Source organism: Spiroplasma endosymbiont of Cantharis lateralis (genome assembly GCF_964030855.1).
Classification (GTDB): Bacteria; Bacillota_I; Bacilli_A; order Mycoplasmatales; family Mycoplasmataceae; genus Spiroplasma_A.
In genome coordinates this window covers 16,629-43,399 of sequence record NZ_CAXIQF010000004.1, presented here as the reverse complement: position 1 = coordinate 43,399, position 26,771 = coordinate 16,629, and the positions used below count along the sequence as shown (strand labels likewise).

Below are 26,771 nucleotides of genomic sequence, written 5' to 3'. Positions count from 1 at the left end.
TATTAAAAGCAAAATGAAAATTGACTACTTTGTTAGAGGTTATTTAGGATGTGATTACAATGAAAGTATTTGTGGAAAAAATAAAATTCTAAAGCAATATAAAAGAAATATCAGACCTGGACAAATATTAGTTTGTCATACAAGAGATTATGCAAAAGAATGGCTGCCAGATTTATTATTATATTTAGCTGAAAATAATTATGGAACAGCTAATTTTAGTAGTGGGGAACATTACTATAAGAATTATGGAGGTTTAATTTTCTAATGTGATCAACTTTTGAAATTATTCAATTTATTACTTTAAACTTTATTTCCATTTTTTTCATATATTTTTCAGTTGTAAATTACTTTAAAAAAGATACAAAAAAAATATTTAAAATTATATATATTAATATGACGTTATTAAATGTTATATGAATTATTGTTCTATATGTTTTAACTTTTTTAATATGAACTTCTTCGTGAGGAGTTAATATTGGAGTTAATTTTGGTTTTATAATTGCAGATATAATTTATTTTTTAGTATGAATTGGTTTTCATTTTAAAAAAATAAATAATCTAAATATTTAAATTACTCTAAAAAATTCTATTAACTATATTATTATCCAATTAATAAAATTAAAGTACTTTAACTTTATTAAAGTACTTTAATTTTTATAAATAATATAATATAAATAGAAAAATTTAGAGGTATAATATGGGAAAAATCTTTAAACCATTAGTAATTATTTTACTAATCATTGGGCTTATTTTATTAATTATTATGTATACAATGCCAACTACAAAAGAAAAAAAAGTACAAGAGCAGAATTTTATTATGAATCATGGTAACAAGGATTGACATTGAATTCAAGATTGAGAAGAATACAATAAGGATCATAAAAATTTTGAAATGTATTCAAGTAACATGGAAATTGCACATGTAACTGAAAAAGTTATTCATGATGATGGTAAATTTGAATTAAATGCAAATAGCATTGGTGAAACTTTTTTAACTTTAGTTGGGTCAACTAAAAATTCAAACTTAGAGAAAAAATGAACTTTTAAAGCAATAGTTAATCAATCAGAAGAACCAGAAAAAACTAATATTGAATTATCAGATAGTAAAACAGTTGTTGAAGTAGGGCAAACTAATTCCTCATTAAAAATTGAAAACTACTTAGCATTAAATAATGTTTATGTAGAATCAACAGATAAAAATATTGCAACAGTGTTTAATGATAATGAAACAATTCATATAACTGCTATTGAAGAGGGCGAAACAAAAATAATTGTTAATGCTGACAATGTAGTTAGTCCAATGGAGATAAGCGTAACTGTTAATAAACAATTATTTGATATTGATCTATCAGATAATAAAGTTAGTGTTGAAGCAGAAGAAACAAATTCTTCAATCAAAATAAAAAATTATCAAAGTTTAAATAATGTAAACGTTCAATCTAAAAATATAAGTGTAGCTAAAGTAGTAAATGAAAATGAAACTATTAAAATAACAGGTGTTAGTGAAGGTGAAACAAAAATAATTGTTGATGCTGACAATTCAAATCAAGCAATGGAAGTTGATGTAACTGTTAATAAACAATTATCAGATATTGATTTATCAAATAATAAAGTTAGTCTTGAAGCAGAAGATATAAACTCTTCAATAAAAATAAAAAATTATCAAAGCTTAAATAATGTTAACATTCAATCTAAAAATATAAGTGTTGCTGAAGTAGTAAATGAAAATGAAACTATTAAAATAACAGGTGTTAGTGAAGGTGAAACAAAAATAATTGTTGATGCTGACAATGCAAAAAGTGCAGTTGAAATAAACGTAACTGTTAATAAACAATTATTGGATATTAATTTATCAGATAATAAAGTTAGTCTTGAAGCAGAAGAAACAAACTCTTCAATAAAAATAAAAAATTATCAAAACTTAAATAATGTAAATGTTCTATCTAAAAATATAAGTGTTGCTGAAGTAGTAAATGAAAATGAAACTATTAAAATAACAGGTGTTAGTGAAGGTGAAACAAAAATAATTATTGATGCTGACAATGCAAAAAGTGTAGTTGAAATAAATGTAATAGTAAATAAAAAATTATTTGATATTGATTTATCAGATAATAAAGTTAGTGTTGAAGCTCAACAAACAGATTCAAGTATAATAATAAAAAATTATCAAAGTTTAAATAACATTTCTCTTAAAGCAAATAATGAGAAAATTATTAATGCAATAATTGAAAATGAAATTACTAAGATAACAGGACTTACAGAAGGTGAAACAAAAATAATTGTTAATGCTGACAATGCAAAAAATGCAGTTGAGATAAATGTAAGTGTTACAAAAAGATTATTTAACATTGAGTTATCAAATAATACTTCTAGCATAGAAGTTGATAACAGTGATTTAATAACAATAAAAAATTATAGCGATTTACAAAATGTTAAAGCTGAAGTAAAAAATTCAAATATTGCATTGTTAATCATGGAGAAAAATATTATTAAAATAACAGGTGTTAGTGAAGGTGAAACAAAAATAATTGTTAATGCTGACAATGCAATAATGCCAATTGAAATAAATGTTGTAGTTACAAAAAAATTATTTAATATTGAGTTATCAAATAATAATACTACTTTAGAATCAGGAGAAACAAATTCTTCAATCAAAATAAAAAATTTTGAAAGTCTAAACGATGTAACTGTTCAGTCTAAAGATTTAAAAACTGCTGAAGTAGTAATTGAAAATGAAACTATTAAAGTAACAGGTGTTAGTGAAGGTGAAACAAAAATAATTGTTAATGCTGATAATGCAAAAAATGCACTTGAAATAAATGTTACAGTTACAAAAAAATTAATAAATATTGAATTAGATAATACAAATATTAGTATTGAAGCAGAGAATGAAGTTCTAATAAAAATAGAAAATTTTGAAAGTTTAATTAATGTTACAGTTACAAGTAATAACCCAAATATAATTGGAGTAACTCATGAAAATAGTAATATTGTAATTGAAGGTCTTGCAGAAGGTGAAACAAAAATAATTGTTAATGCTGATAATGCAAGAAATCCAATAGAAGTTAATATTAAAATTACAAAAAAATTAATAGATATTAAAGTAAATAAAACAAAAGTAAAAATTAGAGTAGGTAGTGCTCTAACAAAAATTAAAATTTTAAATTATGATGATTTAGAAAATCCCACAGTTGAAAATAGTTCTTCAGGTTTAATAACAGTTACTGTTAAAGGAGATACTATTTCAATTAAAGCTCTACTAATAGGAGATGCAATTATTAAAGTTAATGCTGACAATGCAAGAGAAGTTGTTAAAATTGAAGTTAAAGCAAGATTAATTTAATAAAATATTAATCAACTTTATAATCAATTAAAGTAGAAAAATATTTAAAGAAGTTAATAAGAAAAAAATTTAATCCTGTAATATTTGATTCATAATATTTTTGATCCAAAAATAATTTGTTATCAATAAGTTCAAAGTTTTTTTCTCACAAATATGTATATAAGATAAAAATATTATTTTTATCTATTTTATTTTTTAAGAACTCATAGGCATTATAAAGACCTTGGGCTTCATCACCAGTAAAAATAAAAATATAAGAGTATTCAAAATAATGTGATTGATTTAAATTATTTACACTTTTTGATAAATCAAAAATAGTTGTTTTATAATTTTTTTGATTTAATAAATCAGATAAAAATATTGATGAGAAAAATGTTTCATAAGAAGACATTATAATAATTTCTTTATTATTTTGAAAAATAATTTTCTTAAATAAATTTATTTTAAAATCAGTATCTTTTGTAAAGTTTGTAAAATTAACAAATAATTCTGAAATCTTATTTTCTTTATTAGTTTTAATATCAATAAAATTATTTTTATATTCCATCTTTAAAATTATAATTAACTCACGATAGCCAGAAAGTGAAATAGCTTTTGAAAAATTTGTAATTGTAGCTTCACTTACATTACAAATTTTTGCTAATTGTTTTTGTTTTCTAAAATTATTATTTCAGAAATCTTTTAATATTTGTTGACTAACAATTTTAAAAGTATCATTAATATAATTTTTACTTATTTTTTCAATTTTTTTATATAATAGCTCATTCATTTTATCTTTGTTCTTATTTCTCTTTACTCAAAAGTATTATATATCTTATTTTTTTATTCATTATTTTAAAAGCAATTGTAAAATAATTTTTAATATTTTGGATAAATTTAAAAATTATTTATTATATAAAGTAAATTAAAAGTTTATTTTGTACAATAAATTAAGCAAAAGTAATTTTAAAATAAATACATATATGTTAAAATAGATTATGGTGATAACTTATGAATAAAAAAATATTTGACTTAAATGAGGAATTAGAATTTGATCTTGATTACGTATATTTTAATCAAGGAATAAGTGATTGTCTTCATGATAATATTGCTGAAGACAAGAGAGATAGTTATTTTAAATGCACAAAATGCTTTACTATTTTTACATTTACAAGTATGAAACAAGCATTTAAGTTTAAGAAAAGAATTTTAACAAATTTTGATTTTGAACAAGCAGAAAGTAACTATAAATTATTAAGAAATGGTGATAAAAATGAAGTCTAATACTATTACATTTTTTTATAATAATATGACAATGATTATGTTACACCTTGATAAATCAGTTGGATTATTAGCAGACTTTGAAAATTGAAGTAAAAAAGAAGATGATCAAATAGATTTATTAAAAAAAATAGCTTTAAAAGAAAAATTAAAGACAACTCTTTTTGTTTTAAGCAGTAGAGAAATGAATTATGGTCTTTGAAATTCTAAAAATATAATTAAAAAGGCTGAAGCAAATAAAATTGATTATGTAGTTTTTTATCAATTAAATCCAATGATTAACTCTATGAATGATGTTGATCTTTATAATAATATTAGTGGATTTTTAAATATAAATAAAATGATAGTGGCTAAAAACTTTAATTTACCAGAAGCAAATAAATTTTCTACAAATTTTATTGAAAAATGTTGAGAAAAAGATGCAATAATAATTGATTCTAAAGAAACAAAAGACCTTGAAAGTAATTTAAAATTATTAAAAGAAAGTAAGTTTAAAGAATTTGAAAAAATAAATAATTTAAATTATCAATTTACTGGAAGGGTAAGTGAAGGTAAAAAGAGGGGAAGAACAATTGGTTTTCCTACAATAAATTTAATAACAGAAGAATTTATAACTTTAAGTTATGGAGTTTATGCTTGTGATGTTTACGTTGAAAGCTTGGAAAAACACTTTTTAGGATCTGGATGTTATTGAAAAAATGAAATGAATCAAGATGTTTTTGAAGTATTTTTAATAGATTTTGACAAAGAAATTTATGGTTGAAAAGTTGAAGTTACTTTGCTTGAAAAATTAAGAGAAAATATTAAAGTAAATTGTTTTGAGGAATTGAAAGATTTACTAAAAAAAGATGTTGAAAATACGCTTAAATTTAAGAAATATATAAAATAGTATTAAAAATATCAGCTTTTAAAAGTTTAAAAGCTGATATTTTTTTAAAGTAATAAAAGATTAAACTATTATGTGAGATATTCACTTTAATTGAATTATGTTAAAATAATTATGAAAGAAACGAGCAATATAAACTATGGAAAAAGAAAAATTTTATTTAGGAAGTCATGTTGGAATGAATGCAGCCAATAACTATTTGATTGGTAGTGCAAAAGAATCAATTGAAAATGGAGCAAATACTTTAATGTTTTTTACAGGAGCTCCACAAAATACTAGAAGAACTGAAACAAGTAAACTTAATATTGTTGAATTTAAAAAAATGCTAATTGATAATAACATTGATATCAACAAAGTTATTTGTCATGGACCATATACAATAAATTTAGCAAATACAGTAAAACCTGAAACTTTTGAATTGGGAGTTAGATTGTTAAAAGAAGAATTAATGAGATTGGAAGAAATTGGTGTACATACTGTTGTATTGCATCCAGGTGCAGCTGTTGGAGCTCCAAGAGAACTTGCATTAGCTAATGTTGCCAAAGGGTTAAATATGGTATATAAAGCTCTACCAAACACTCCAGTAAAAGTGGCTTTAGAAACTATGTCAGGAAAAGGAACAGAAGTTTGTATTACATTTGAAGAAATTAAAACAGTACTTGATTTAGTCGAACAAAAGGATAAAGTTGGTGTATGTTTTGATACATGTCATATGCATGATGCAGGTTATGACGTTAAAAATAACTTTGATGGAGTTGTTAAAGAATTTGATGAAAAAGTTGGTTTAGATAAGTTAATGGCTATTCACTTAAATGATAGTAAAAATCCTATTTCAAATCATAAAGATCGTCATGAAAATATTGGATATGGTTATATTGGCTTTGATTCACTTGCAAATATTGTTCATAATCCATTATTTAAAGAAATACCGATTGTTTTAGAGACACCTTGAATTGATGGAAAAATAAGTCCATACAAGGTTGAAATTGAAATGATTAAAAATAATAAATTTACAAATCCTTTTAAAGATAAGGAAATTAAGTAAAAAACTGCTTTAAAAGCAGTTTTTTTATTATTTATGAAATAAATTTAATCTTAGTCTTAAGGCTTTATCTAGAACTACAATATTTTCATTAATTTCATTAATTTCATTAGAAAAATTTGCTTGAAAATAATCATTTTCTAGTGTCATCAACATTGAAACTAGTGTTAAAAATTCGACTCAAATATATTTATTTTCACTATATTGTTGCATTTCATCTAGATCAATTTGGCAATCATTAAATAATCTATTAAGGTTAAACTTATATCTTTTTAAGCATTCTTTATCAAATAAGCTAACTATCTTTAAATCTGCATAAATTTCTTTAAAATTTGTTAATACTTTTATACATAATTCATTAATTTGTCTATTTTTTAATTCTGGTTGTTGATTATTGCCTAATAAATGAAATAAAGTATTCATTTTGACATTATCATCTAAAAAATCATCACTCATCACTAAATTTCTCCTTTATTTAATAATATATTAATGTAAAATAATAGTGAATTAAGGTGAAAAAAATGAAAAAATTACTTACAATTTTAACTGGCTTATCAATAATTGTTACTCCAGCAACTCAAATAGTTAGTTGTAAAATAACAAGTGATAATACTTTTAAAAGCTTCAAAGATATTGAAAAATTTTGAGGAACAAAAACTCATAATACAATTGTTTTTAATAAAGATACTATTGAAGCAGATATTAATACTGAAATAAAACAAATAATTGCAAATAACTTTATTAATCAAGAATATGTAAATAAAATATTTGGTATTGGTGATGATAAAAATGATAAAACTAATATTGAATTTCAGTTTTATAAAACTAATACGGGATTTCCAATTGGTAAAGATAATGAATCAGAAAAAATTCAATTAGCTAATGAAGAAGAAATTACTGATCCAGAACCTATTATTGATTATTTGAATAAGTCTTTTAATGAGAGTAAACATAAGACAATTCCTGTTTATTTTAAATATAAGGAAATAAAGGAAGATGGAACTGAAACAGAATTTAATAAAAAATACTTAGAATTAAAATTTACAAATATCCCTGAAATGACTGATGGAGTTTATAAAGATGAGGGTGAAAATGGTATTTTTGGAAATATTGAAAATACAATTAAAATTGAAAAATACTTTTTTAATGATTTATCAAATCTAATTGATAAAACTCAATCAAAAGAAGTAAATTTAGATTTTTTAGAAAAAAATAAGACAGCTACAATAAAATTTATAAAAGGTATCTTAAAAGCAATTAAAGAAGCTTCTGAAAATCAATTTGATTTATCAAATAGTTTAGAATGAATTGATGTAAAGAATCCTCATAATGAAGAAAAAAACTATGAATGAAAAGTTCTATCACCTGAAGCAAAATTATATAAGGATTTAATAACGCCAAAAGAAGAAGCGATAAATCCTAATTTTAATGGCTTTATAGAACTTATAAATAAATTTAAATCTAGTACAGAATGAAAAACTACAAATAAAGATTATAATTGATTAGGACTAGAAGATAAAACTTTTGTTTTAACAGAATAAAAAAGAAAGATAAAAAAAGAAAATGGAAAAAACAATTACCATATTAAAAAAAAGAAGAAAAAATACAATTCAAATTTTATATAGACTTTTTTTATTAGAAGAAGATATAAATAAAATAAAACAAGAAGTTTTAGACGGTTTTCAATTAGATAGTTTGGATGAAGAATTAAATAATTATATCTTTGATATATTAGAAAACACACTTGAATACAAAAAAATAATTTCATCATTATTGCCTGAATTATGAAATTGAACTAGATTGCCTAAAATTATTCAAGCAATTTTAGTTAATGCAGTTTATGAAATAAAAAAAGAAATAACTCCAAAGGCAATAATAATAAATGAAAGTATAGAATTAACAAGACAATATTTACCAAGCTTTGAAACAGCATTTGTAAATGGTCTTTTAGATAATATAAAATAAGAGGGTAAAAATATGAGTATTACAAATTTCACAAATTTTAAAAACGATTTAAATGATCATTTAATTTTGATGGCAAAAGAAATTAAACTTTTAATTTATAAGGAGTTTAAAAATTATATTTTTAAACAAAAAATAAGTTCTTACGATGAAGTTAAAGAAAATTTTTTAACAAAAGCTTTTTGTGAACTTTCAACTTATTGTTATTTACAAAGTTTTGAATCTAAAATTTTTAATTCAAAAAATTATTTATTAATAAAAGATTATTTAAAAAAATCAAAGAGAAAATTTTCAAAACAACATTTTGAAAATGTTGTTTTCATAACTGCATCTAAAGTATCAAAAAAAGATTTAGAAATTCAAAATTTAATTCATAAACTTACAGATGATTTAAATGTAAATGTAACAATTAGAAATTTAGATTGATATAACAATCAACACTTCTTAAAGTATGCAAAGTTAGATAGAAAAATTTCTCATTATCAAGATCAATTAATAAAATTACTAAAAGTTTATGACAAAGAATTATTTAATATTGTTTCTAATAATATTTTTAGTGGAACTAAAATAAGTTATAAAAATGAGTGAAATCAATTTTTAGCAAAAAATATTGTAAATAGTTTAGATAAATTTCTTTATACACCGTTTAATTACGATGAATTAAGATATGAAAATAAAATGGAAAAGTTATCTGAAGTAATAGCAGAAGATACAATTTATGTTTTTTTCAATAATGTTGAAGTAAAAGAAGATTATAAAACTACTTTAGTAAATGATTTAAAGTTTTTTGCAAACTTTATTAAAGATGATGGACCTATTTTTACAGTGGATAAAAATAATTTCTTTAGTTTATTAAAACCATTATCTTTAAGAAACTTTAAAAATTTTAATGAGCTTATAAAATATTTATCTAAAAATCAAAAAAGAAAACCAGAAATAGAATTAACAACAGATAATTCTAAAACTTCAGATACTTTAAATTGATATTGAAATAAAATTTTAGAAAATAATGATAAAAAAGAAGAAAAGGTTGAATTAGACAAAGTAAATACTTCTTTAGAACCAGAAGAAGAACAAGACTTAGAAAAAACAGTTACTTTTAATGATCATGAAAATTTAGCGGATTTATCAAACGATAATATTTTTGAACCACAAGATGATATCTTAACTCAATTAGAAAACAAAGAAGAAATTAATAATGAAGTCGAGCAAACTATTTCAAATGAAAAAATACTTAGATTTAAAAACTTTATAAAATTATATGAAGAAAGTAAAGATGAAATAGAATTATTAACTGATAATTATGATCAAGATAAATATCTAAGTTTTAAAGAATCAGTTAATAAAAAAAATATATGAGATTTATCAAATTTTATTGATAATAAATATGATGATTTAGTTTTTTATTTAAAAAATAAAAAAATATTAAAACAAGATTTAGTAAATTATGAAATTTTATATTTAAAAACAAAAAAATGTCTTGAAGAAATGAATTAAAAAAATAAAAAAGCAGATAATATTTAAGAGGTGCTAAAATGACAGAAATGATCTTTAAAATTACTGACTTCACAGATATGTTAAAAGAATATCTTGAAGATTCAAATACTTTTAAAAATGTAAATGTAAAAGGTGAAGTTGCTAATTTAACTCTTAATAAGACTGGGCATATTTATTTTTCGCTTAAAGATAGTCAAGCAAAAATTGATTGTGCAATTTGAAAGACTAATGCAAGTATCTTTACAAATTTAAATATTAGAGAGGGAACCGAAATTATTGCAAGAGGTTCTTTATCATACTATAAACCAACAGGAAAAATAACTTTTGTTGTTTATGATGTTCGAGTAGATGGAGTTGGAGAACTTGCTCTTCTATATGATAAAAGATATAAAGAATTAAAAGAGCAAGGTTGATTTCTTGATGAATTTAAAAAACCAATTACTAAATTTCCAAAGAACATTGGTATTGTAACTGCGGCAACAGGTGATGCAGTTAAAGATTTAATTACTACTATTAAAAGAAGGTATCCACCAGTAAATATATTTTTATTTCCATCTTTAGTTCAAGGTGATGGAGCAGCAAAAGATATTGCTAAAAAAATAAGACAAGCAAATAAGTTTGAAATAAAAATTGATACTTTAATAGCTGGAAGAGGTGGAGGAAGTTATGAAGACCTTTGATCTTTTAATGAAATGGAAGTTCTTGAAGCAATTAGAGAAAGTCAAATACCAATAATTAGTGGTGTTGGACATGAACCTGATATAACGTTAACAGATTATGTTTCTGATTTTAGAGCTTCAACTCCAACTGCAGCTGGAGAAAAAGCAACTCCTGATAAAGATAGTGTATTACAAGCTTTATCTACAAAAACAAATGAATTTGGTAAAGTTTTAAAAACTAAAATTGAAAAAATAATTATGGAGGTTGATAATTTATCTTCAAAATTAAATTTAAGTATTAAAAATAAATTTAATCAAATGATTAATAATTTTAAAAATACTTCTATAAATTTTAATTCAATTATTATTAACAAATTAAAATTTATAAACACGACTTTTGAAAATAATATCTCAACTTGAAAAAGAAGTTTAATTAATAAATTAGAAAAAAATATTGTAGAACTAAAAACTTATGAGGAAAAAATAGAATTACAAAGTCCATACTTACCTTTATCAAAGGGTTATTCAATTTTAAAACAAGATAATAAAGTTATTAGATCAATTAAGGAAGTATCAAAAAATAAAATTATAAATGCAGTTTTAAAAGATGGTATTGTTAAGTTTAAATTAGAAGAAGGAAGTGAATAATATGAATAAAAAAAATTTTAATGAGTTATTAGATGAAATAAAAAATATATCAGATAAATTAAATGATTCAAATACTTCAATGGAAAATTCTATTGAATTATTTAAAAAAGGAACTGATATGATAAAAGAAGCTAAAGAACAATTAACTTTTCTTGAGGGTGAAGTTAAAAAAGTTTTAGATAATAATGATGTAACAAATTTTTAAAAATCTGGTTAAAAACCAGATTTTTATTTTATACTTTTACTATTTTATTTGCATCTTCATCGATAATTAAATTAAAATTTGGATGTAAAGTTAATATAGAAGATGGAACTTCTTCAATAACTGGACCATTTATTATTTTATTAATTATGTCTGATTTGTTTTCTCCATTAGCAATCATAATAATATTTTTACTTGCCATTATTTCTCTAGGTCCTAAAGTAACATAATGACTGTGAAACAAGTTAGCATCTAACTTAGGTACACTAATATTTTTTTCTAAATCCTTATTATTAATTAATCTTGTTGTGTCACCAAATTTTGTAACTCCTGATAGGTTTCCACAAAAATGACCATCGGTACCAATACCTAATAAAACTAAATCTAGACCTCCATCTTTTTCTAATTGATTAACATATTCTTTTCAATTTAAAATATTCATTCTTTCAATATTTTTTTCATTTATCTTAGCTGGTAAATAAAATATTTTTTCTAAATCTTCAATAGTCATTCCTTTTGAAAGATCTTTTTTATAAGGAATTTCATCAAAATTGTAGAAGTGTATTTTGTTTATGTCTTTAATTTTAGATAAATTAGCAATTAATTTTTTATAAAATAGTAAAGGAGTTTTACCTCCAGTTAATGCAATATTAATTCTATTTTTATTATTTTTATTAATAATATCTATAAATAACTCTAGAGTCTTATCACTCATTTCATCATAATTTTTTGTTTTTGTAATATTCATATTTCAATTCCTTTCTTCTAATTCAATTTTAAAATAATATCTTTGTTATTTACTTTCCAAAAAGGAAAGTAAATAACAAAAAACATAAACATTTTGTTTTTTTATAGACTCAATATTGTAAAATAAGATAGGTGAAAACAAATGAAATTAGTAGATTTAAAAAATTATAAAACCTTACACAAAATAAAAGATAGTCAAAGTTTAATACAATTAGCACAAGAAATAAGAATTTTTTTAAATGACTTTGTAGAAATAAATAAGGGTCATATTGGAAGCAATCTTGGAGTTGTAGAATTGACATTGTCTATTTTAGCTTATTATAATTTGGATGAATCAATAGTTTTATTTGATACAGGTCACCAATCACATATTTATAAACTTTTAGTTCATGGTTTAAAAAAATTTAAAACATTAAAAAAATTTAATGGCTTAAGTAACTTTCAAGAAATAGCAGAATCTAAGCATGATTGAATTAGTACTGGACATAGTTCAACTTCAATTGCATATCAGTTTGGTTATGCAATTGCAAGCGATAAAAAAAATATTATTTCTATCATTGGAGATGCTGCATTTTTAGGTTCATACACATTAGCAGGTTTACTTAATTTACAAAATGCAGATAAAAGAACTATTACAATCTTAAATGATAACAATCAAGCAATTGGAGAAAATTCAATAAAAATAAAAGATATGAAAATGTATGTTGAATCTTTAGGATTAAAATATATTAAATGTGAAGATGGTAATAATTTTGATCATCTTTTTAAAGCGTTAGATCAAGCCAATGAAGAAAAACAACATGTTGTAATTCATTGTTTTACTAAAAAAGCACTGGGCTATAGTGGAAAAGAGAATCTATTTGAAAAACATTCTTTGGAACCTAATATTGTAAATAACTATTCTAAATTAATAGCTATTGAATTAGAAAAGTATTTTACAAAAAATGATTATTTAATTTGTCCTGCAATGTTAAATTCTTCAAATTTTACTAACTTAAAAAATAAATTTAAAAATAATGTAATTGATGTTGGAATAAATGAAGAATTTAGTGTATTAACTGCTTGTGCAATAGCAAATACAAATAAAAAGACTTTTATTTCAATTTATTCAACGTTTTTTCAAAGAATTTTTGATCAATTAATTCATGATGTCTTTAGAAATAATTTAGCTATGAGTTTTTTAATAGATAGGGGAGGTTTAAGTTACAGTGGGGGAGTTAGTCATCATGGAATATATGATTTATTCATGATAAATAACTTTAATCAAGCTATAATTTGCCAACCATATAGTATTAATGACTTAAAAAATATGATTAAACAGTCATATTTAACAAATGATAAACAATTCTTTTTAAGATATGAAAATATGCAAGCTATTGAAGATAAAACAAATTCAGAATTCAAAATTGGTGAGTGACAAGAATTAATTTTTAATAAAAATAACAATATTACTTTAATTAGCTATGGAAATGTACTAAGTGAATTTAAAAATTATATAGAAACAAATAATTTGAAAATTAACTTAATAAATGCAAGATATATTAATCCAATAGATATTAAATTACTTGAAAAACATAAAGATAATAAAATTTTTGTCTATGAACAAGTAATTAATAAAAATAATTTATTTACAAATATTAAAAATAGATATAATAATCTTAATATATTTAGCTTCTCATTTGATAAAATTAATATAAAGCACGGTGAAAAGGAATTATTATTAAAAGATTTAAACATGGACATTGAAACAGTCATAAAGAAAATATTTGAGGGATAAAAAAATGAAAGATATTATTGATAAAAATTATTTTTTAGAAAAAATTTCAAAAGATAAAGAAATTGTTGACTTACTTCATAAACAAAGTAGTAAGGAAAACGTTGAATTTTTTGATAACTTAAAAGAACTAAGAAGAATATTACATTTAAAAACAAAAACTGATAAAAAAATTTTATTAGAATATGATAAATTAATTGTTATTCCCACAGGTTCAGAAGATACTTTAATAAGAGAATTAAATCAATTTAATAAGGAATTATATGATAACTTACCAGAACATTATATTTTGGATTTTGAAAATCAAAATAATAAAATAGATAACACTGGTACCAACTTAAAAAAAACTTATCAAAAAAATATTTTAAATCTTTCTGAACCATTTAAAGAACATTCTTCAATGGAACTAGATGATGATCTTCTTTATACAAAAGAAATGGACCCATTAGTTGAGAAAACAATTCAAGACTTTGGAGAATCAATTTCAAAAGAATCTAATCAGGATAATTTTTTAGAAAATCTTTTAAAAGAAGATGATTTTCAATCTGAAGTTCTTAAAAACAGTGAAAAAATTTATGTAGATTCTAATGAAGAAAAAGATAAAATGCTTTTAGATATTAAAGATTCTTTAAACGAAGGTAACTACAAAAAATTGAACTTAACAAAACCGTTTTCATTATCAACAACCAAATATATGAAAAAACTAGAAACAATAAAAAAAGGTTTTGAAGATACATATGGTAGTGAATTATTTAAAAAATTAAGTAAATGAGTTCATAAAGAAAATCAACTTTATGAAAATATTGAAAATAACAAAAAAATAAGTAATTTAAAGGAACAAAGAATAAATCTAACAAAGAAAAGAAAATTTAAAAAATAAAAATTCCAGGAGATAATTTTATATGAAAAAAAGACTTGATCAAATTTTATTAGATTTAGAATTAACTGAAAACAGAAATAAAGCAAGAGGCATTATAATTGATGGAAAAGTTTTAGTTAACGAAGAAAAAATAACTAAACCTGGAACATTATTTGATCAAGAAAAAATAATAATAAAATTAATTAAACAAGAAAATGAATTTGTAAGTAGAGCTGGAAATAAATTGCAAAAAGCAATTCAATATTGAAATATTAATATTGAAAATAAAGTTTGTTTAGATATAGGTTCCTCAACTGGAGGATTTACAGATTGTTGTTTACAAAATAATGCAGATTATGTTTATGCAATTGATGTTGGAACAAATCAATTGGATTGAAAATTAAGAAGTAATTCAAAAGTGAAATCTTTAGAAAAAACAAATTTTAGAATTGTAAATAAAACTTTTTTTGAGAAAGAAATTAATTTTTTTTGTTGTGATGTGAGTTTCATATCAGTAGAAAAAATATTATTACCATTAAAAGATATTGTTGATGCAGATACTTGTGGAGTTATTTTAATAAAACCTCAATTTGAATCAGATCGTGAAGATGTAAAAAATGGTAAAATAAATTCAAAAGAAGGACATATAAAATCAATAAAAAGAGTTATTAATTATTGTAATCAAAATAATTTTTCAATAATTGATATTAATTGATCTCCAATTCTTGGTAGTAAGAAAAAAAATATTGAGTATCTATGTTATATTAAAAAAACAAATAATGTAGAAAATATTTTTAATGTAAATTTAATTTTAAATCTTGTAAATGAATGTTGGGAGTTTTTTGAAAATAATGGAGAATAATAAAAAAGTAATTTTTTTGTTAGACATGGATGCTTTTTTTGCAAGTTGTCATATGGCAAAAGATCCAAGTATTAGAAATAAAAATGTTGTTGTTGCTTCGCCAAATAGAAGAGCTATTATTACTACAGCAAGTTATAATGCAAGAAAATTTGGAATAAAAGCAGGAACACCTGTTTTTAAAGCAATGGAAATATGTAAGGATCTTTACATTGCTAATTCTGATTTTAGTTTGTATATTGATTATTCAGAAAAAGTTTTTGATATCATTTATAATAATTTTACAAAAAATTTTGAAGTAGCTTCAATTGATGAGTGCTATATTGATATGACAAAAACTTGAAAAAAATATGGTTCTGTTAAAAAAGCTGCTCAAGCAATTATTGATATGATTTACAAAGAAACTGGTCTGACTTGTTCAATTGGAATTAGTACAAATAAATTTTTAGCAAAAACTTGTGTAGATTTTAATAAACCCAAAGGTATCTCATTTTTATTAGAAGAAGAAATACAAGATAAACTTTGACCAATGAATGTTGAAAAAATGTTTATGGTAGGACCAGCAACTCAAAAAATTTTAAATCAAAATAATATTTTAACTATAAGGGATTTAGCTTTAATGGATTTGAATTTTTTAATTGAAATATTAGGTAAAAGGGGAATGACACTTTGATATTGAGCTAATGGTAAAGGCAATGATGAAGTTTCAAGAGAAGCTAGTGAATTTAAATCAATTGGTAACGAATTAACTTTAAATTTCACAACAACTAATCATGAAGAAATTGAAGAAATAATTTATGAGTTAAGTTTAAAAATTGCTGACAGAGCAAAAAAAAGATTTCTACAAGGAAAAACTATTACAATAGTTGTTAAGTATTTAGACGATAATATTAGTGAATTTTATAATGATAAGTTAAGAAAAAAACATATTACAAAACAAGAGTCTGTTCAAGAACCAACAAATAATCCAGAAATAATTTATTCAATTGCAAAACAATGTTTTTATGAATTATGAACTGGTCAGCCAATATTATTGTTGGGAGTTCGAATAAGTAATTTATCTAATCAAATTGAACAAACAAAACAATTATCAATCGATGAAATAGATTTATTGGAAGGAATAGACTATAATGAGGTTGAAAAAGTTATTTATAACTTAAATTTAAAATTTGGAAAAGACAAAATTTTTACTGGTGAGAAGTTATTAAAGTATATGGAAAAAAATATGGTTCAATCTAAATTTTTAAAGAATGATGATGTACATATTTCTAATGAACAAATTATTAATAAATGAAAAAATAAATAGGGGGTCTTATATGAAATATCGAATTGATGATTTAATTTTAGAACTACATTCAATACATAATCAACTAAATAAATTTTTATTTTCTAATACCCTTTCACAAGTTAAAATAAATATTGAAACTAGTAAGCGAAAAAGTAGGTTAACATTAGGTCATTTCGATACAGCAAAAGATTGATCAGATGAATTAAATCAAATAACTATATGAACTTTAGCTTTAAATGGAGATTATTTAAACATAATAGGGGTACTTGTTCATGAAATGGTGCACCAATACAATTTTGAAAGAAATATTAAAGATGTCGAAAACAATCAAAGACACAATAAACATTTTAAAAAAATTTGTGAGGAGGTTGCTATGCTAACTGTTGCTAAAAATTCTAGACGTGGTTTCTCATCCACTTCCCCTACACTAGATCTTATAAATTATATTGAAAATCAGTTAGATTTTAACAAAGACCTATTTAAGTCTCTAATGCACAAAGATGCTATTAATTATCAACCAAAGGGTTATAATAAGAGTAATAAGTATCTTTGTAAAGGCTGTGATACTATTATAAACAATTCAAGAGAAGTAACATTAAATATTAAATGTATGGACTGCAATATAATGTTTGAAATATTATAAAAAAGTGCATATTACAATATACACTTTTTTTGTAAAAACAAGATATTTGGCCTTTATTAAACACTTAATAATGTTAAAATTGTATTGAATAACTACTTTAAAATAAATTCTATGGAGGTTTTTTATGTCAGGAATTGTACCAAAGTTTTGCCCTACTCATTTAAAAATTCATACTTGTGAGTTACAAAATGTCTTTAATAAAAATAAAGTGATTCAAGAAGATCTTAATGCAAAAATTAGAAGAATGCATGGTATTCAAACTGAAGAAGAAATTAATCAAAGTCAATCAAAACAAAAAGATGCTCCAGGGAGTATTGGTGACATTTTAGCAAAAGCTAAAGTTAGAATTAAAAAAGAAAAAGAAAAAATAGCTAAACGTTCATTAGATGAACCAGAAACAAATGTAGTTACTAGTGAAGAAATTAATGACAGGATTGCAATTTTAAAAGCAAAAATGAATAAGTCTAAAACACCCTCTTCAAGTTCAAATTCTTCAAGTGATCTACAAAAAGTCATTGAAAATGCTCAATCTTATAAAAAAGAACATCCAGAAACTCAATATAAGGCCCCTAAAAGAGTAAATAAAAGTGATTCTAGTGAAATACTACTACCAAGAACAAAAAGACCTTCTAGTGTCTCTAAAAAAGGTAATTTAACCACTAATGAATCTAAAAAAATACAAGAACTTCAGTCTAAAGCAAAAAAACCAGTAAAAAAAGCAAAAATTAATGAAAAAATGTTTACTCAAGAAGAAACCCAAGAATTAATTCAACAAGCTGTTAAAGAAGCATTAAAGCAAGTTGGTTTAATCAAAGATGATAAAAAAAGTAAAACAAACAGTATTAAAAAACCTATAAATAAAAATAAAAAATAAAAATCAAGAGTAAAATCTTGATTTTTATTTGAAATTTCAGTTTTTTTTAATAAATTATAAAAACCCTAATTTTTTTGTATTAGTTCAATTAAATTATCAATCTCTTTTAAAAATTCTTTTTTATTTTTATTATTATTTAAAACATAATCAAATTTAGTATTTTTAAGTTTTTTCATTTGAAATTGAGTAATAGACTCTATTTCTTCTAGTTCCCTATTATCTCTTTGTTTAACAATTTCTAATCTTTTTTCATTATCCATTGTTAATAATATTTTCTTATCAAACTTTACTTTAATACCGCTTATAACTGCAGCTTCAATAAAAATTAATTCTGCACCCTTTTCAATTTCAATAATTTTTTTAATTTCATTTGAAATTAAAGGTCATGCAATTTTAGTAAATTTCTCATTAAGTTTATGATTATTAAATAAAATTTTTCTCAAAATTGATCTTTCAATTTTATTTTCATTCATAACTTCTGGCATAAATTTTCTAATAAAATCTAATATTTTATTATCATAAAGAATATCTTTAGAAACTTTATCCGCTTGAATTACTTTTATTTTAGGGTTTTTGCTTAAATGATCTAACAAAGTTGTTTTACCAGTTCCAATAAAACCACTAACTCCTATTATTTTCAATAAAAACACCTCTTTTAATTATGTTAATTATAAATTATTTTGTTAACATAATTGCTAATAATTGGTTTTATTGGTGAAACGTTTTTTATTATTTCCACACAGATATCTCTATAACTTTTAAAATCTCTATTATTTTTTGCAGTTTCTAATCTATTAACAACATTTGTTTTTTGGTCAATATTTTTATAATTGTTTAAAACCTTATTTTTCAAACAGAAACCTACTTTTGGTAATAATTCTTTTTTTCTAAAGGTAATTGCCAAAATTTGTTCAAGTTTTATTTCAGCTGCCAATAAATCTCATGTTTTTAATGCAAAATGATAATCTTCAATTAACTCTTCTAAATCACTTTTGTATCTACCAAAAAAATTAGTTTTTGAATCAAAGACTAATTTTTCAATTAAATTTACAAATTCGATATCAACTGTAGAAAATAATTTTATTTCTTTTTCTATTTCATTTGAAATAGTTAATCAATCATTATTTTTTGAATCCTTTATTTCTTTTGATTTTTTAATTGTATTTCAATACAATGAAGTATCTGTATTATCTGATTGTTCTAATAATTTAATTATTTTTTTATAAAATAGAACACACTTAGTCTCAATTAATGGATCAAAAGTCTTATCTTCTAATGCTTTTTCATTATAAATATCTTCAATTTCTGTTATATTTCCAAACTCAATTGTTTGTAAAGATTCAATACGATTATGTTGATTGTTTTCACTATTTCTTTGATTTTCTTCAATTTTCTTGTTTTCCATATTTTCTTCAAGATTATCATCATTTTTTAATTCTTCAATTTCTTGTTTCACTTCAACGTTATTATTAATAGTTTCAACAACTTCAATTGGTTTAATTATTTCATTATTTTCTTCTAACATGATTTCTTGTAATCCTTCATAATTTTTTGGCTCAATTATTTCAATTGTTTTAATTTCATCGTTATTAAGATTTGTAGATAAATTTGGTTTTTTGACTTTTAAAGGCTTTTGCTTTTTAGGTTTTTGGTTTCATTTTTTTTCTTTAATTTTAGGTTTTTTAACTTTAACATATTCATCTACTAATGTTGTACCAGCTTGAAAATCAAATGTTTTTAAAACAAGTATATTAATTGATCATCAACTACATTCACCAAAGATAGCACCAATAAATCCTAAAATTAAAGCTAAAAATTGAATAATAATTGGCATTATAAATCACATAACTTTATCAATCATTTTGTAAACTTGTGCAGGATTATTAACACCTTGTAATTTTGAAAATGCTCCATAAGATAATCAATAAATTTGTCCAAATTGACCATCTAATTGTTGAACAATTTTAACTGTAATTGCTTCATCAATTGTTATAAAATTTGCAGCACTAAATTGAAATGCTATTCCCATAAAAAATGGAGCTGCAGATATTAAAGATAAAGTCATTGTTATCATCAATAATACTAAAAAAATTCAAACAAAAATCATTGTAAATTGATAACTTTTGATTGGTCTAACAATTCTAGAAATCCCCATTGCAGTTTTAGTTCTATAACCTACACTATGAATTATTAATCTACTACTTAAAAATATAATTACTATTAAACTTAAAATCATTGGCAAAAAAGAAATTAATGTCTTGCTTGGCCCCACTATTCACGATTTACCATTATATAAAAATATTGACAGTATTTTTTGATAATTTTCTCCTAAAATAGCATTATTAATTGCTTCAATATTATTTTTATTTATTATTGGTGAAATAGCTAGCAATGTTGAATATATTAATATAATCGAAGAAAAAATCATTAAAGCAATTATCATAAATTGCGATTTTTTATTATTTTTTAAAATTTTAACTTTGCCCATGATATAACATCCCCATAAAACTATACTAATTATATAATATTTTTCCCACTTTTTTTAGATAATGATTTTTATAAAAAAAATTCTATATGAGTAATAAGCGATTATGTCCCTACATATTAACAAGCGACTTTGTCCTCCTTTATAATCAATAAATGGAGGTTTTATGAAAGGACTACTATTAAATACCATGAAACAAGAACAACTAAGATTAATTAAACAATTATCTTTAAGAAAAGAATCTATTAAAAATACAGCCTTTAAATTAGGTTATAGTGTTAGACACACAAGAAGAAAACTTAAGGAATATCAAGAAATTGGAGCAAAAGCTTTTATTCATAAAAATACAAATAAAATACCTATAAATAAAATTTCACAGTTATTTAAAGATGAAATAATTGAACTATTTCAAACAAAGTATTATGACTTTAGTATTAAACATTATTGAGAACTAACTTGAAAAAAGAAAATAAGTTACTCTGCAATTAGGCACATATTAATAGAAGAAAATATTTTAATTGAGACTCTTAACAGAAAAACAAAAAAAGATATTCGTAAAAATTTAAAGGCAGCAAACCAAGAAAATTTAACAAGCGAGTATCTTTCAAAATCAATTATAACAAGCAAACCCCATCCTACGCAAAAGAAAATTGTAAAATTTGGAGAGATATATGAGTAATAAGCGATTATGTCCCTACATATTAACAAGCGACTTTGTCCTCCTTTATAATCAATAAATGGAGGTTTTATGAAAGGACTAATATTAAATACCATGAAACAAGAACAACTAAGATTAATTAAAGACTTATCTTTAAGAAAAGAATCTATTAAAAATACAGCCTATAAATTAGGTTATAGTGTTAGACACACAAGAAGAAAACTTAAAGAATATCAAGAGATTGGAGCAAAAGCTTTTATTCATAAAAATACCAATAAAATACCTATAAATAAAATTTCACAGTTATTTAAAGATGAAATAATTGAATTATTTCAAACTAAATATTATGACTTTAGTATTAAACATTATTGAGAAAGAAATTGAAAAAGCAAAATAAGCTATTCTGCAATTAGACACATATTAATAGAAGAAAATATTTTAATTGATACTCTTAACAGAAAAACAAAAAAAGATATTCGTAAAAATTTAAAGGCCGCAAACCAAGAAAATTTAACAATCGAGTATCTTTCAAAGTCAATTATAACAAGCAAACCCCATCCTACGCAAAAGAAAATTGTAAAGTTTGGAGAAATTTATGAAACTGATGCTTCAAATCATCAATGGATTAAAAATTTAAAATGTCATTTGCATATTGTAATTGATAAAGCTAGTAAAAGGATTTTGGCAGGCTATTTCAGTGAACAAGAAACTACTGAAAGCTATTACAATATCTATAAAAAAGCCTTTAAACATTACGGTTTACCAAAATTAAATGTTAGTGATAATAGAAATGTTTTTAGTAGTAAAAATAATCGTGATCACTTTGGTGATAGCGTTTCAAATACACAATTACAATTTATTTTTCACTCTCTTGGAGTAAATACAAAAACAACTTCAATCCCCCAAGAAAAAGCATTAGTTGAAAGAACTTTTGGAACATTGCAAAGCAGATGACCTCAAATAATTAGACTCTTAAATTTAAAAAATATTGATCAGTTAAATAATTATTTACCTCATCTTATTCAAGAATACAATCAATATTTTTCAATCCCTTTAGACCAATTAGAATCAGTAACTAGAGAATTTGATCAAGATGAAGATATTGTTTTCTCTTATCGAAGTGAAAGAATTATTGATAATGGTCATAGTATTAGTTTTAAAAAAAATAAGTGATTTATATGTAAGGGCTTTACTCCAATTTACTTTAAGCCAAAGTTAAAAGTAATGGTTATGGAAACTGTAAATAAAAAGTATTATGCATTAATTGGAAATGACATTTACAATCTTATTCAAGTTGAAGTTGAACGTTTACATGGAAGTATGAAAACACTATCTGATAAAGAATTTGAAACTACCAAAATACCCAAAATTGAATCTCCTTGAAAAGCAACTAATTGATATTTTTTTGATAGAAAAAGAAAAAATACAAGATCTATTTATTAGATAAATCTTGTATTTTGAGACATAATCGCTTATTATCTACAAAAAGAAAATTGTAAAATTTGGAGAGATATTTGAAACTGATGCTTCAAATCATCAGTGAATTAAAAATTTAAAATGTCATTTGCATATTGTAATTGATAAAGCTAGTAAAAGAATTTTGGCAGGCTATTTCAGCGAACAAGAAACTACTGAAAGTTATTATAATATCTATAAAAAAGCCTTTAAACATTATGGTTTACCAAAATTAAATGTTAGTGATAATCGAAATGTTTTTAGTAGTAAAAATAATCGTGATCACTTTGGTGATAGTGTTTCAAATACACAATTACAATTTATTTTTCACTCTTTAGGAGTAAATACAAAAACAACTTCAATTCCCCAAGAAAAAGCATTAGTTGAAAGAACTTTTGGAACATTACAAAGAAGATGACCTCAAATAATTAGACTCTTAGATTTAAAAAATATTGATCAGTTAAATGATTATTTACCCTATCTTATTCAAGAATACAATCAAGATTTTTCAATACCTTTAGACCAATTAGAATCAGTAACTAGAAAGTTTGATCAAGATGAAGATATTGTTTTCTCTTATCGAAGTGAAAGAATTATTGATAATGGTCATAGTATTAGTTTTAAAAAAGATAAGTGATTTATATGTAAGGGTTATACTCCAATTTACTTTAAACCAAAATTAAAAGTAATGATTATGGAAACAATAAATAAAAAACATTATGCATTAATTGGAAATGACATTTACAATCTTATTCAAGTTGAAGATGAACGCTTACATGGAAATATTAAAACACTATCTAATGAAGAATTTGAAACTACTAAAGTACCCAAAATTGACTCTCCTTGGAAAGCAACTAACTGATATTTTTTTGATAGAAAAAGAAAAAATACAAGATCTATTTATTAGATAAATCTTGTATTTTGGGACATAATCGCTTATTATCTACAAGATAATGATTTTTATAAAAAAAATTCTATTTCATAATAGAATTTTTTATTTTAATATTTAATAAATTGTTCAAAATCAGATTTTAAATCTCTGTATGTTAGACAATCGTTGATTAATTTAACTTGATTTTCAATTAATTCAAATATTGAAAATTTAAATCTTTGATCTCCAGAAAGATAGATTCCATCTTGCTCTATTTTATGCTCTGGTGATAAACAATAAGGCATAATTTCCTTATTTATAACACTTTCATTAAAGTATTTAAATAATGGTCGATACTCGCCTCTTCCTGGTCCTAAATTAACTAATCCAATTGCCATTTTTGGATCTATTACAAAAATACTTAAAATATTAATTTTGGTTCTATCATCAATAAAATTAGCAACTGTTTTATTTGTTAATAAAAATGTTTCTCTATCTAAATCAGATATTCTAAAAAACTTAAAGAAAGTATTATTTACAATATTATGAAAATATACATCTAGGAATTTATAATTTTGAGTCACCAAAATATCATAAGGAATAATTATTCTTTTTTGATATTCTTGTAAATCAAAGTTTATTGAAGAATCTTCAACATATTCATATAAACTTTCAAAAGTTCTTTTACTAAAAATATAATCATACATTTCAAAAAGAACGTAACTAACTATATCTAAAATTATTAGTCTATAGTCCTCTTGAACTTCTTTATTCAAAACATCAAATATTCTATATTTTTTATTAGAATTTGAAAATGAATACTTATACTCACCATTTATTATTGTTATTAGAAAATAAAAATATTTTAAGAAAAGAACTTCTTTACCTGTAACTTCAATATTGTCTTTATTTTTTTTAATTCTCTTATCAATAATAGCTTTTGCTACTTTTGATATTTGATTAAATTGTTTGATGATTTTTTTAAGATCATAGTTTTCATAATCACTAAATAAAACTTCTATAAAAGGTACATTATCAATTCTAATTTCTTCAATTTTATCACTTACAAAATCAATATATTTAAAACAAAAAGTTCCATCTTCATTTTGGGTTTGTCAATTATTTAAAAATTCACTTGGTAATATCAAATTTCTTTTAATTTTTTTCATATTAGCACCTGTCTTATTCATTCTCTATTAATCATAATTGTTTTGTTGGTGAAATTGGTGTTGCAGTTATAATTGTCATTTGAATTTTATCAATAACAAAATAAACTTCATTTTTTAATGTTTTTATATAAATAAATTTATTTGTTTCAAAACTATAAGTTGATTTTGCAATCATTTTCAGTATTTTCTCTTTTAATTTGAATTCCTCTTCATCTTTAAGTCTAAGTCTTTCTCTTATTCTTTGGATTGAATGAGTTGAAAATCCATATTTATGCTTATAATAATAACTCATTAAAGTACCTCACCTTTATGATTATAAAGTTTTTTTATATTACATTAAAGTAAAAATAAAAAAAATCTTCATATAACCTCATATGTGTACTGTTCCTTTTTTTCGGACACCTATATTTTATAACTAACTCTATTATTATTATAAAAATATTGATACATTTTCAAATTATAAATATATTCATTTACAACATTGTATTTATAACCTTCCTTGATCGCTTCTCTTTTAAGAGTACTTCAAAAACCTTCAATATATCCATTGTCCGTTGATCTACCAATTCTAGACATACTTAAGCCAAAATCAAATCACATTGTAGCTAAGCGATATTGATAAGATTTAAATTCTGAGCCATTATCAGAGTGAATAATTGAGTTTGGTTTAAATGTTCCAAATTTATTAACCATATTAAAAAATGACTCTAATACTAATTTCATACCTTTAATATTTTTAGTTACCAAACCATAAACTTTTTTAGTGTTTACATGATAAAAGGCGCAAGTGTATAGTTTGCATCCTGCTATTATTTTCTCGGTAATATCAACAGAGAAAATATCTCCATAATTTTTCAAATCTGTTTGATATTTAAATAATCTAGGATACTTACCATTTTTTTCTGGAGTAACTGATTTATTCTTTTGTATTTTATAGTTATTAGGTTTTAACTTTAAAAACTTCATTAATCTTCTAGAACCATAGATTTTAACTTCATTTTTATAAACATCATTAATTCTCAAAACCAAACCTCAATTAATTGCCTTAATTTTTGGTTTACCTTTTGATAATCAATCATAGTAAGTACTTTTTGCTAAATCAATTATTCTACAAAGTCTTCTAATTGCAATATTTGGGTATTTAATTGTAAAGTTATAAACTACTTTTGATTTAAATGTATTTAACTCTCACTTATTTACTTCTTTCTATCAATCATTTCTCTTAATTCTTTAAACATTTCATCTCTTAATTTTAAGTCTTCACTCTCTCTTTTTGATTTTTTAAGCTCTCTTTTTAAATTTATAATCTCCTCATTATTGGCTTTAAAGGATTTTTTAAATCCACTTCTTCCATTTTCGTCATAAATTTTTATTCAGTTTTTCAATCTTGATTTATCAATTCTTACTGCTTTTGAATACTGTGCTAATAACAAATTAGATTTGTAAAAATTTAATACTAATTCAATTTTTTGATTGATTGAATACTTAGTCAAAATAAAACCTCTCTTCGTTCACAAATATTTTATATCAATATATAAAATATTTTTAAAATGTGTCCGAAAAAAGGTTACACTACAATATAACCTCATA

At 22.7% G+C, this 26,771-nt stretch carries 25 protein-coding genes and 3 pseudogenes; 19 read left to right on the top strand and 9 right to left on the bottom strand.

Translation table 4 applies throughout. The annotated features are described in order from the left end of the window. A pseudogene (locus tag AAHM99_RS01385) lies at positions 1–265 on the top strand (polysaccharide deacetylase family protein); the annotation flags it as partial. 432 nt (positions 266–697) lie between these two features. Further along, positions 698–3,343, top strand: coding sequence for an Ig-like domain-containing protein (locus tag AAHM99_RS01380; protein ID WP_342274996.1), 2,646 nt, complete (start codon positions 698–700; stop codon positions 3,341–3,343). Positions 3,344–3,350: 7 nt separating this feature from the next. On the opposite strand, the gene AAHM99_RS01375 is transcribed toward AAHM99_RS01380, so the two are convergent. Beyond that, a complete protein-coding gene (locus AAHM99_RS01375) occupies positions 3,351–4,112 on the bottom strand; it encodes a hypothetical protein (protein ID WP_342274995.1) in 762 nt (253 codons plus the stop codon). 221 nt (positions 4,113–4,333) lie between these two features. On the opposite strand from AAHM99_RS01375, the gene AAHM99_RS01370 reads away from it, so the two are divergent. From AAHM99_RS01370 to AAHM99_RS01360, 3 genes are all read left to right on the top strand, one after another. Continuing rightward, positions 4,334–4,606, top strand: coding sequence for a hypothetical protein (locus tag AAHM99_RS01370; protein ID WP_342274994.1), 273 nt, complete (start codon positions 4,334–4,336; stop codon positions 4,604–4,606). Then, positions 4,596–5,492, top strand: a complete 897-nt coding sequence (locus tag AAHM99_RS01365; RefSeq protein ID WP_342274993.1) for a riboflavin kinase — start codon at positions 4,596–4,598, stop codon at positions 5,490–5,492. Before AAHM99_RS01370 ends, AAHM99_RS01365 begins: the two co-directional genes overlap by 11 nt. Positions 5,493–5,628: 136 nt before the next feature. Further along, positions 5,629–6,534, top strand: coding sequence for a deoxyribonuclease IV (locus AAHM99_RS01360; RefSeq protein ID WP_342274992.1), 906 nt, complete (start codon positions 5,629–5,631; stop codon positions 6,532–6,534). A gap of 27 nt (positions 6,535–6,561) precedes the next feature. Here the strand turns inward: AAHM99_RS01360 and AAHM99_RS01355 are convergent, their stop codons facing one another. After that, positions 6,562–6,987, bottom strand: a complete 426-nt coding sequence (locus tag AAHM99_RS01355; RefSeq protein WP_342274991.1) for a hypothetical protein — start codon at positions 6,985–6,987, stop codon at positions 6,562–6,564. A gap of 65 nt (positions 6,988–7,052) precedes the next feature. Here AAHM99_RS01355 and AAHM99_RS01350 point away from each other — a divergent pair, with 65 nt between their 5' ends. The 5 genes from AAHM99_RS01350 to xseB are packed head-to-tail and all read left to right on the top strand — an operon-like array spanning position 7,053 to position 11,502. Continuing rightward, a complete protein-coding gene (locus AAHM99_RS01350) occupies positions 7,053–8,072 on the top strand; it encodes a lipoprotein (protein ID WP_342274990.1) in 1,020 nt (339 codons plus the stop codon). Positions 8,073–8,094: 22 nt separating this feature from the next. Further along, the gene (locus tag AAHM99_RS01345; protein ID WP_339030962.1) at positions 8,095–8,496 is read left to right on the top strand and encodes a transcription antitermination protein NusB; all 402 of its coding nucleotides are present in this window, start codon (positions 8,095–8,097) and stop codon (positions 8,494–8,496) included. A 12-nt stretch (positions 8,497–8,508) separates the two neighbouring features. After that, on the top strand, positions 8,509–9,990 hold the full coding sequence (locus AAHM99_RS01340) for a hypothetical protein (protein ID WP_342274989.1): 1,482 nt from the start codon (positions 8,509–8,511) through the stop codon (positions 9,988–9,990). A gap of 38 nt (positions 9,991–10,028) precedes the next feature. Then, positions 10,029–11,297 (top strand): exodeoxyribonuclease VII large subunit, encoded by a 1,269-nt coding sequence (xseA, locus tag AAHM99_RS01335; protein ID WP_342274988.1) that lies wholly within the window; start codon positions 10,029–10,031, stop codon positions 11,295–11,297. A gap of 1 nt (position 11,298) precedes the next feature. Next, the gene (xseB, locus tag AAHM99_RS01330; protein ID WP_339030956.1) at positions 11,299–11,502 is read left to right on the top strand and encodes an exodeoxyribonuclease VII small subunit; all 204 of its coding nucleotides are present in this window, start codon (positions 11,299–11,301) and stop codon (positions 11,500–11,502) included. Positions 11,503–11,530: 28 nt separating this feature from the next. Here xseB and AAHM99_RS01325 read toward each other — a convergent pair whose 3' ends face one another. Continuing rightward, complete coding sequence (locus AAHM99_RS01325; protein WP_342274987.1) at positions 11,531–12,247, bottom strand: glucosamine-6-phosphate deaminase; 717 nt, start codon at positions 12,245–12,247, stop codon at positions 11,531–11,533. Positions 12,248–12,388: 141 nt separating this feature from the next. On the opposite strand from AAHM99_RS01325, the gene AAHM99_RS01320 reads away from it, so the two are divergent. From AAHM99_RS01320 to AAHM99_RS01295, 6 genes are all read left to right on the top strand, one after another. Further along, positions 12,389–14,023 carry a 1-deoxy-D-xylulose-5-phosphate synthase N-terminal domain-containing protein gene (locus AAHM99_RS01320; protein ID WP_342274986.1) on the top strand — a complete coding sequence of 545 codons (1,635 nt, stop codon included), beginning with the start codon at positions 12,389–12,391 and terminating at the stop codon, positions 14,021–14,023. Between the two features lie 4 nt (positions 14,024–14,027). Beyond that, the gene (locus AAHM99_RS01315) at positions 14,028–14,900 is read left to right on the top strand and encodes a hypothetical protein (RefSeq protein WP_342274985.1); all 873 of its coding nucleotides are present in this window, start codon (positions 14,028–14,030) and stop codon (positions 14,898–14,900) included. Positions 14,901–14,922: 22 nt separating this feature from the next. Next, positions 14,923–15,741 (top strand): TlyA family RNA methyltransferase, encoded by an 819-nt coding sequence (locus AAHM99_RS01310; protein WP_342274984.1) that lies wholly within the window; start codon positions 14,923–14,925, stop codon positions 15,739–15,741. After that, a complete protein-coding gene (locus AAHM99_RS01305) occupies positions 15,731–17,044 on the top strand; it encodes a Y-family DNA polymerase (RefSeq protein WP_342274983.1) in 1,314 nt (437 codons plus the stop codon). The genes AAHM99_RS01310 and AAHM99_RS01305 overlap by 11 nt, the downstream gene beginning before the upstream one ends. A gap of 10 nt (positions 17,045–17,054) precedes the next feature. Next, on the top strand, positions 17,055–17,669 hold the full coding sequence (locus AAHM99_RS01300) for a SprT-like domain-containing protein (protein WP_342274982.1): 615 nt from the start codon (positions 17,055–17,057) through the stop codon (positions 17,667–17,669). 124 nt (positions 17,670–17,793) lie between these two features. Next, entirely contained in the window at positions 17,794–18,543 is a 750-nt protein-coding gene (locus AAHM99_RS01295; protein WP_342274981.1) for a hypothetical protein, read from the top strand. A gap of 65 nt (positions 18,544–18,608) precedes the next feature. Here AAHM99_RS01295 and coaE read toward each other — a convergent pair whose 3' ends face one another. Further along, positions 18,609–19,184, bottom strand: coding sequence for a dephospho-CoA kinase (coaE, locus tag AAHM99_RS01290; RefSeq protein ID WP_342274980.1), 576 nt, complete (start codon positions 19,182–19,184; stop codon positions 18,609–18,611). 23 nt (positions 19,185–19,207) lie between these two features. Continuing rightward, complete coding sequence (locus AAHM99_RS01285) at positions 19,208–21,031, bottom strand: hypothetical protein (protein ID WP_342274979.1); 1,824 nt, start codon at positions 21,029–21,031, stop codon at positions 19,208–19,210. A 163-nt stretch (positions 21,032–21,194) separates the two neighbouring features. Here AAHM99_RS01285 and AAHM99_RS01280 point away from each other — a divergent pair. The 3 genes and pseudogenes from AAHM99_RS01280 to AAHM99_RS01270 all read left to right on the top strand — a co-directional run. Beyond that, a pseudogene (locus AAHM99_RS01280) lies at positions 21,195–21,704 on the top strand (ISNCY family transposase); the annotation flags it as partial. A 72-nt stretch (positions 21,705–21,776) separates the two neighbouring features. After that, positions 21,777–23,129 carry a hypothetical protein gene (locus AAHM99_RS01275; protein WP_342274977.1) on the top strand — a complete coding sequence of 451 codons (1,353 nt, stop codon included), beginning with the start codon at positions 21,777–21,779 and terminating at the stop codon, positions 23,127–23,129. A gap of 40 nt (positions 23,130–23,169) precedes the next feature. Beyond that, positions 23,170–24,048, top strand: a pseudogene (locus tag AAHM99_RS01270) (transposase family protein); the annotation flags it as partial. Positions 24,049–24,140: 92 nt separating this feature from the next. Here the strand turns inward: AAHM99_RS01270 and AAHM99_RS01265 are convergent. The 4 genes from AAHM99_RS01265 to AAHM99_RS01250 all read right to left on the bottom strand — a co-directional run bounded on the left by AAHM99_RS01265 (position 24,141) and on the right by AAHM99_RS01250 (position 26,674). Beyond that, a complete protein-coding gene (locus AAHM99_RS01265) occupies positions 24,141–25,202 on the bottom strand; it encodes a hypothetical protein (RefSeq protein WP_342274975.1) in 1,062 nt (353 codons plus the stop codon). After that, positions 25,195–25,473, bottom strand: coding sequence for a hypothetical protein (locus AAHM99_RS01260; RefSeq protein ID WP_342274974.1), 279 nt, complete (start codon positions 25,471–25,473; stop codon positions 25,195–25,197). Before AAHM99_RS01260 ends, AAHM99_RS01265 begins: the two co-directional genes overlap by 8 nt. A gap of 110 nt (positions 25,474–25,583) precedes the next feature. Continuing rightward, positions 25,584–26,204 carry a DDE-type integrase/transposase/recombinase gene (locus AAHM99_RS01255; RefSeq protein WP_342274973.1) on the bottom strand — a complete coding sequence of 207 codons (621 nt, stop codon included), beginning with the start codon at positions 26,202–26,204 and terminating at the stop codon, positions 25,584–25,586. A 173-nt stretch (positions 26,205–26,377) separates the two neighbouring features. Then, on the bottom strand, positions 26,378–26,674 hold the full coding sequence (locus tag AAHM99_RS01250; protein ID WP_342274946.1) for a hypothetical protein: 297 nt from the start codon (positions 26,672–26,674) through the stop codon (positions 26,378–26,380). Positions 26,675–26,771 lie beyond the last annotated feature (97 nt).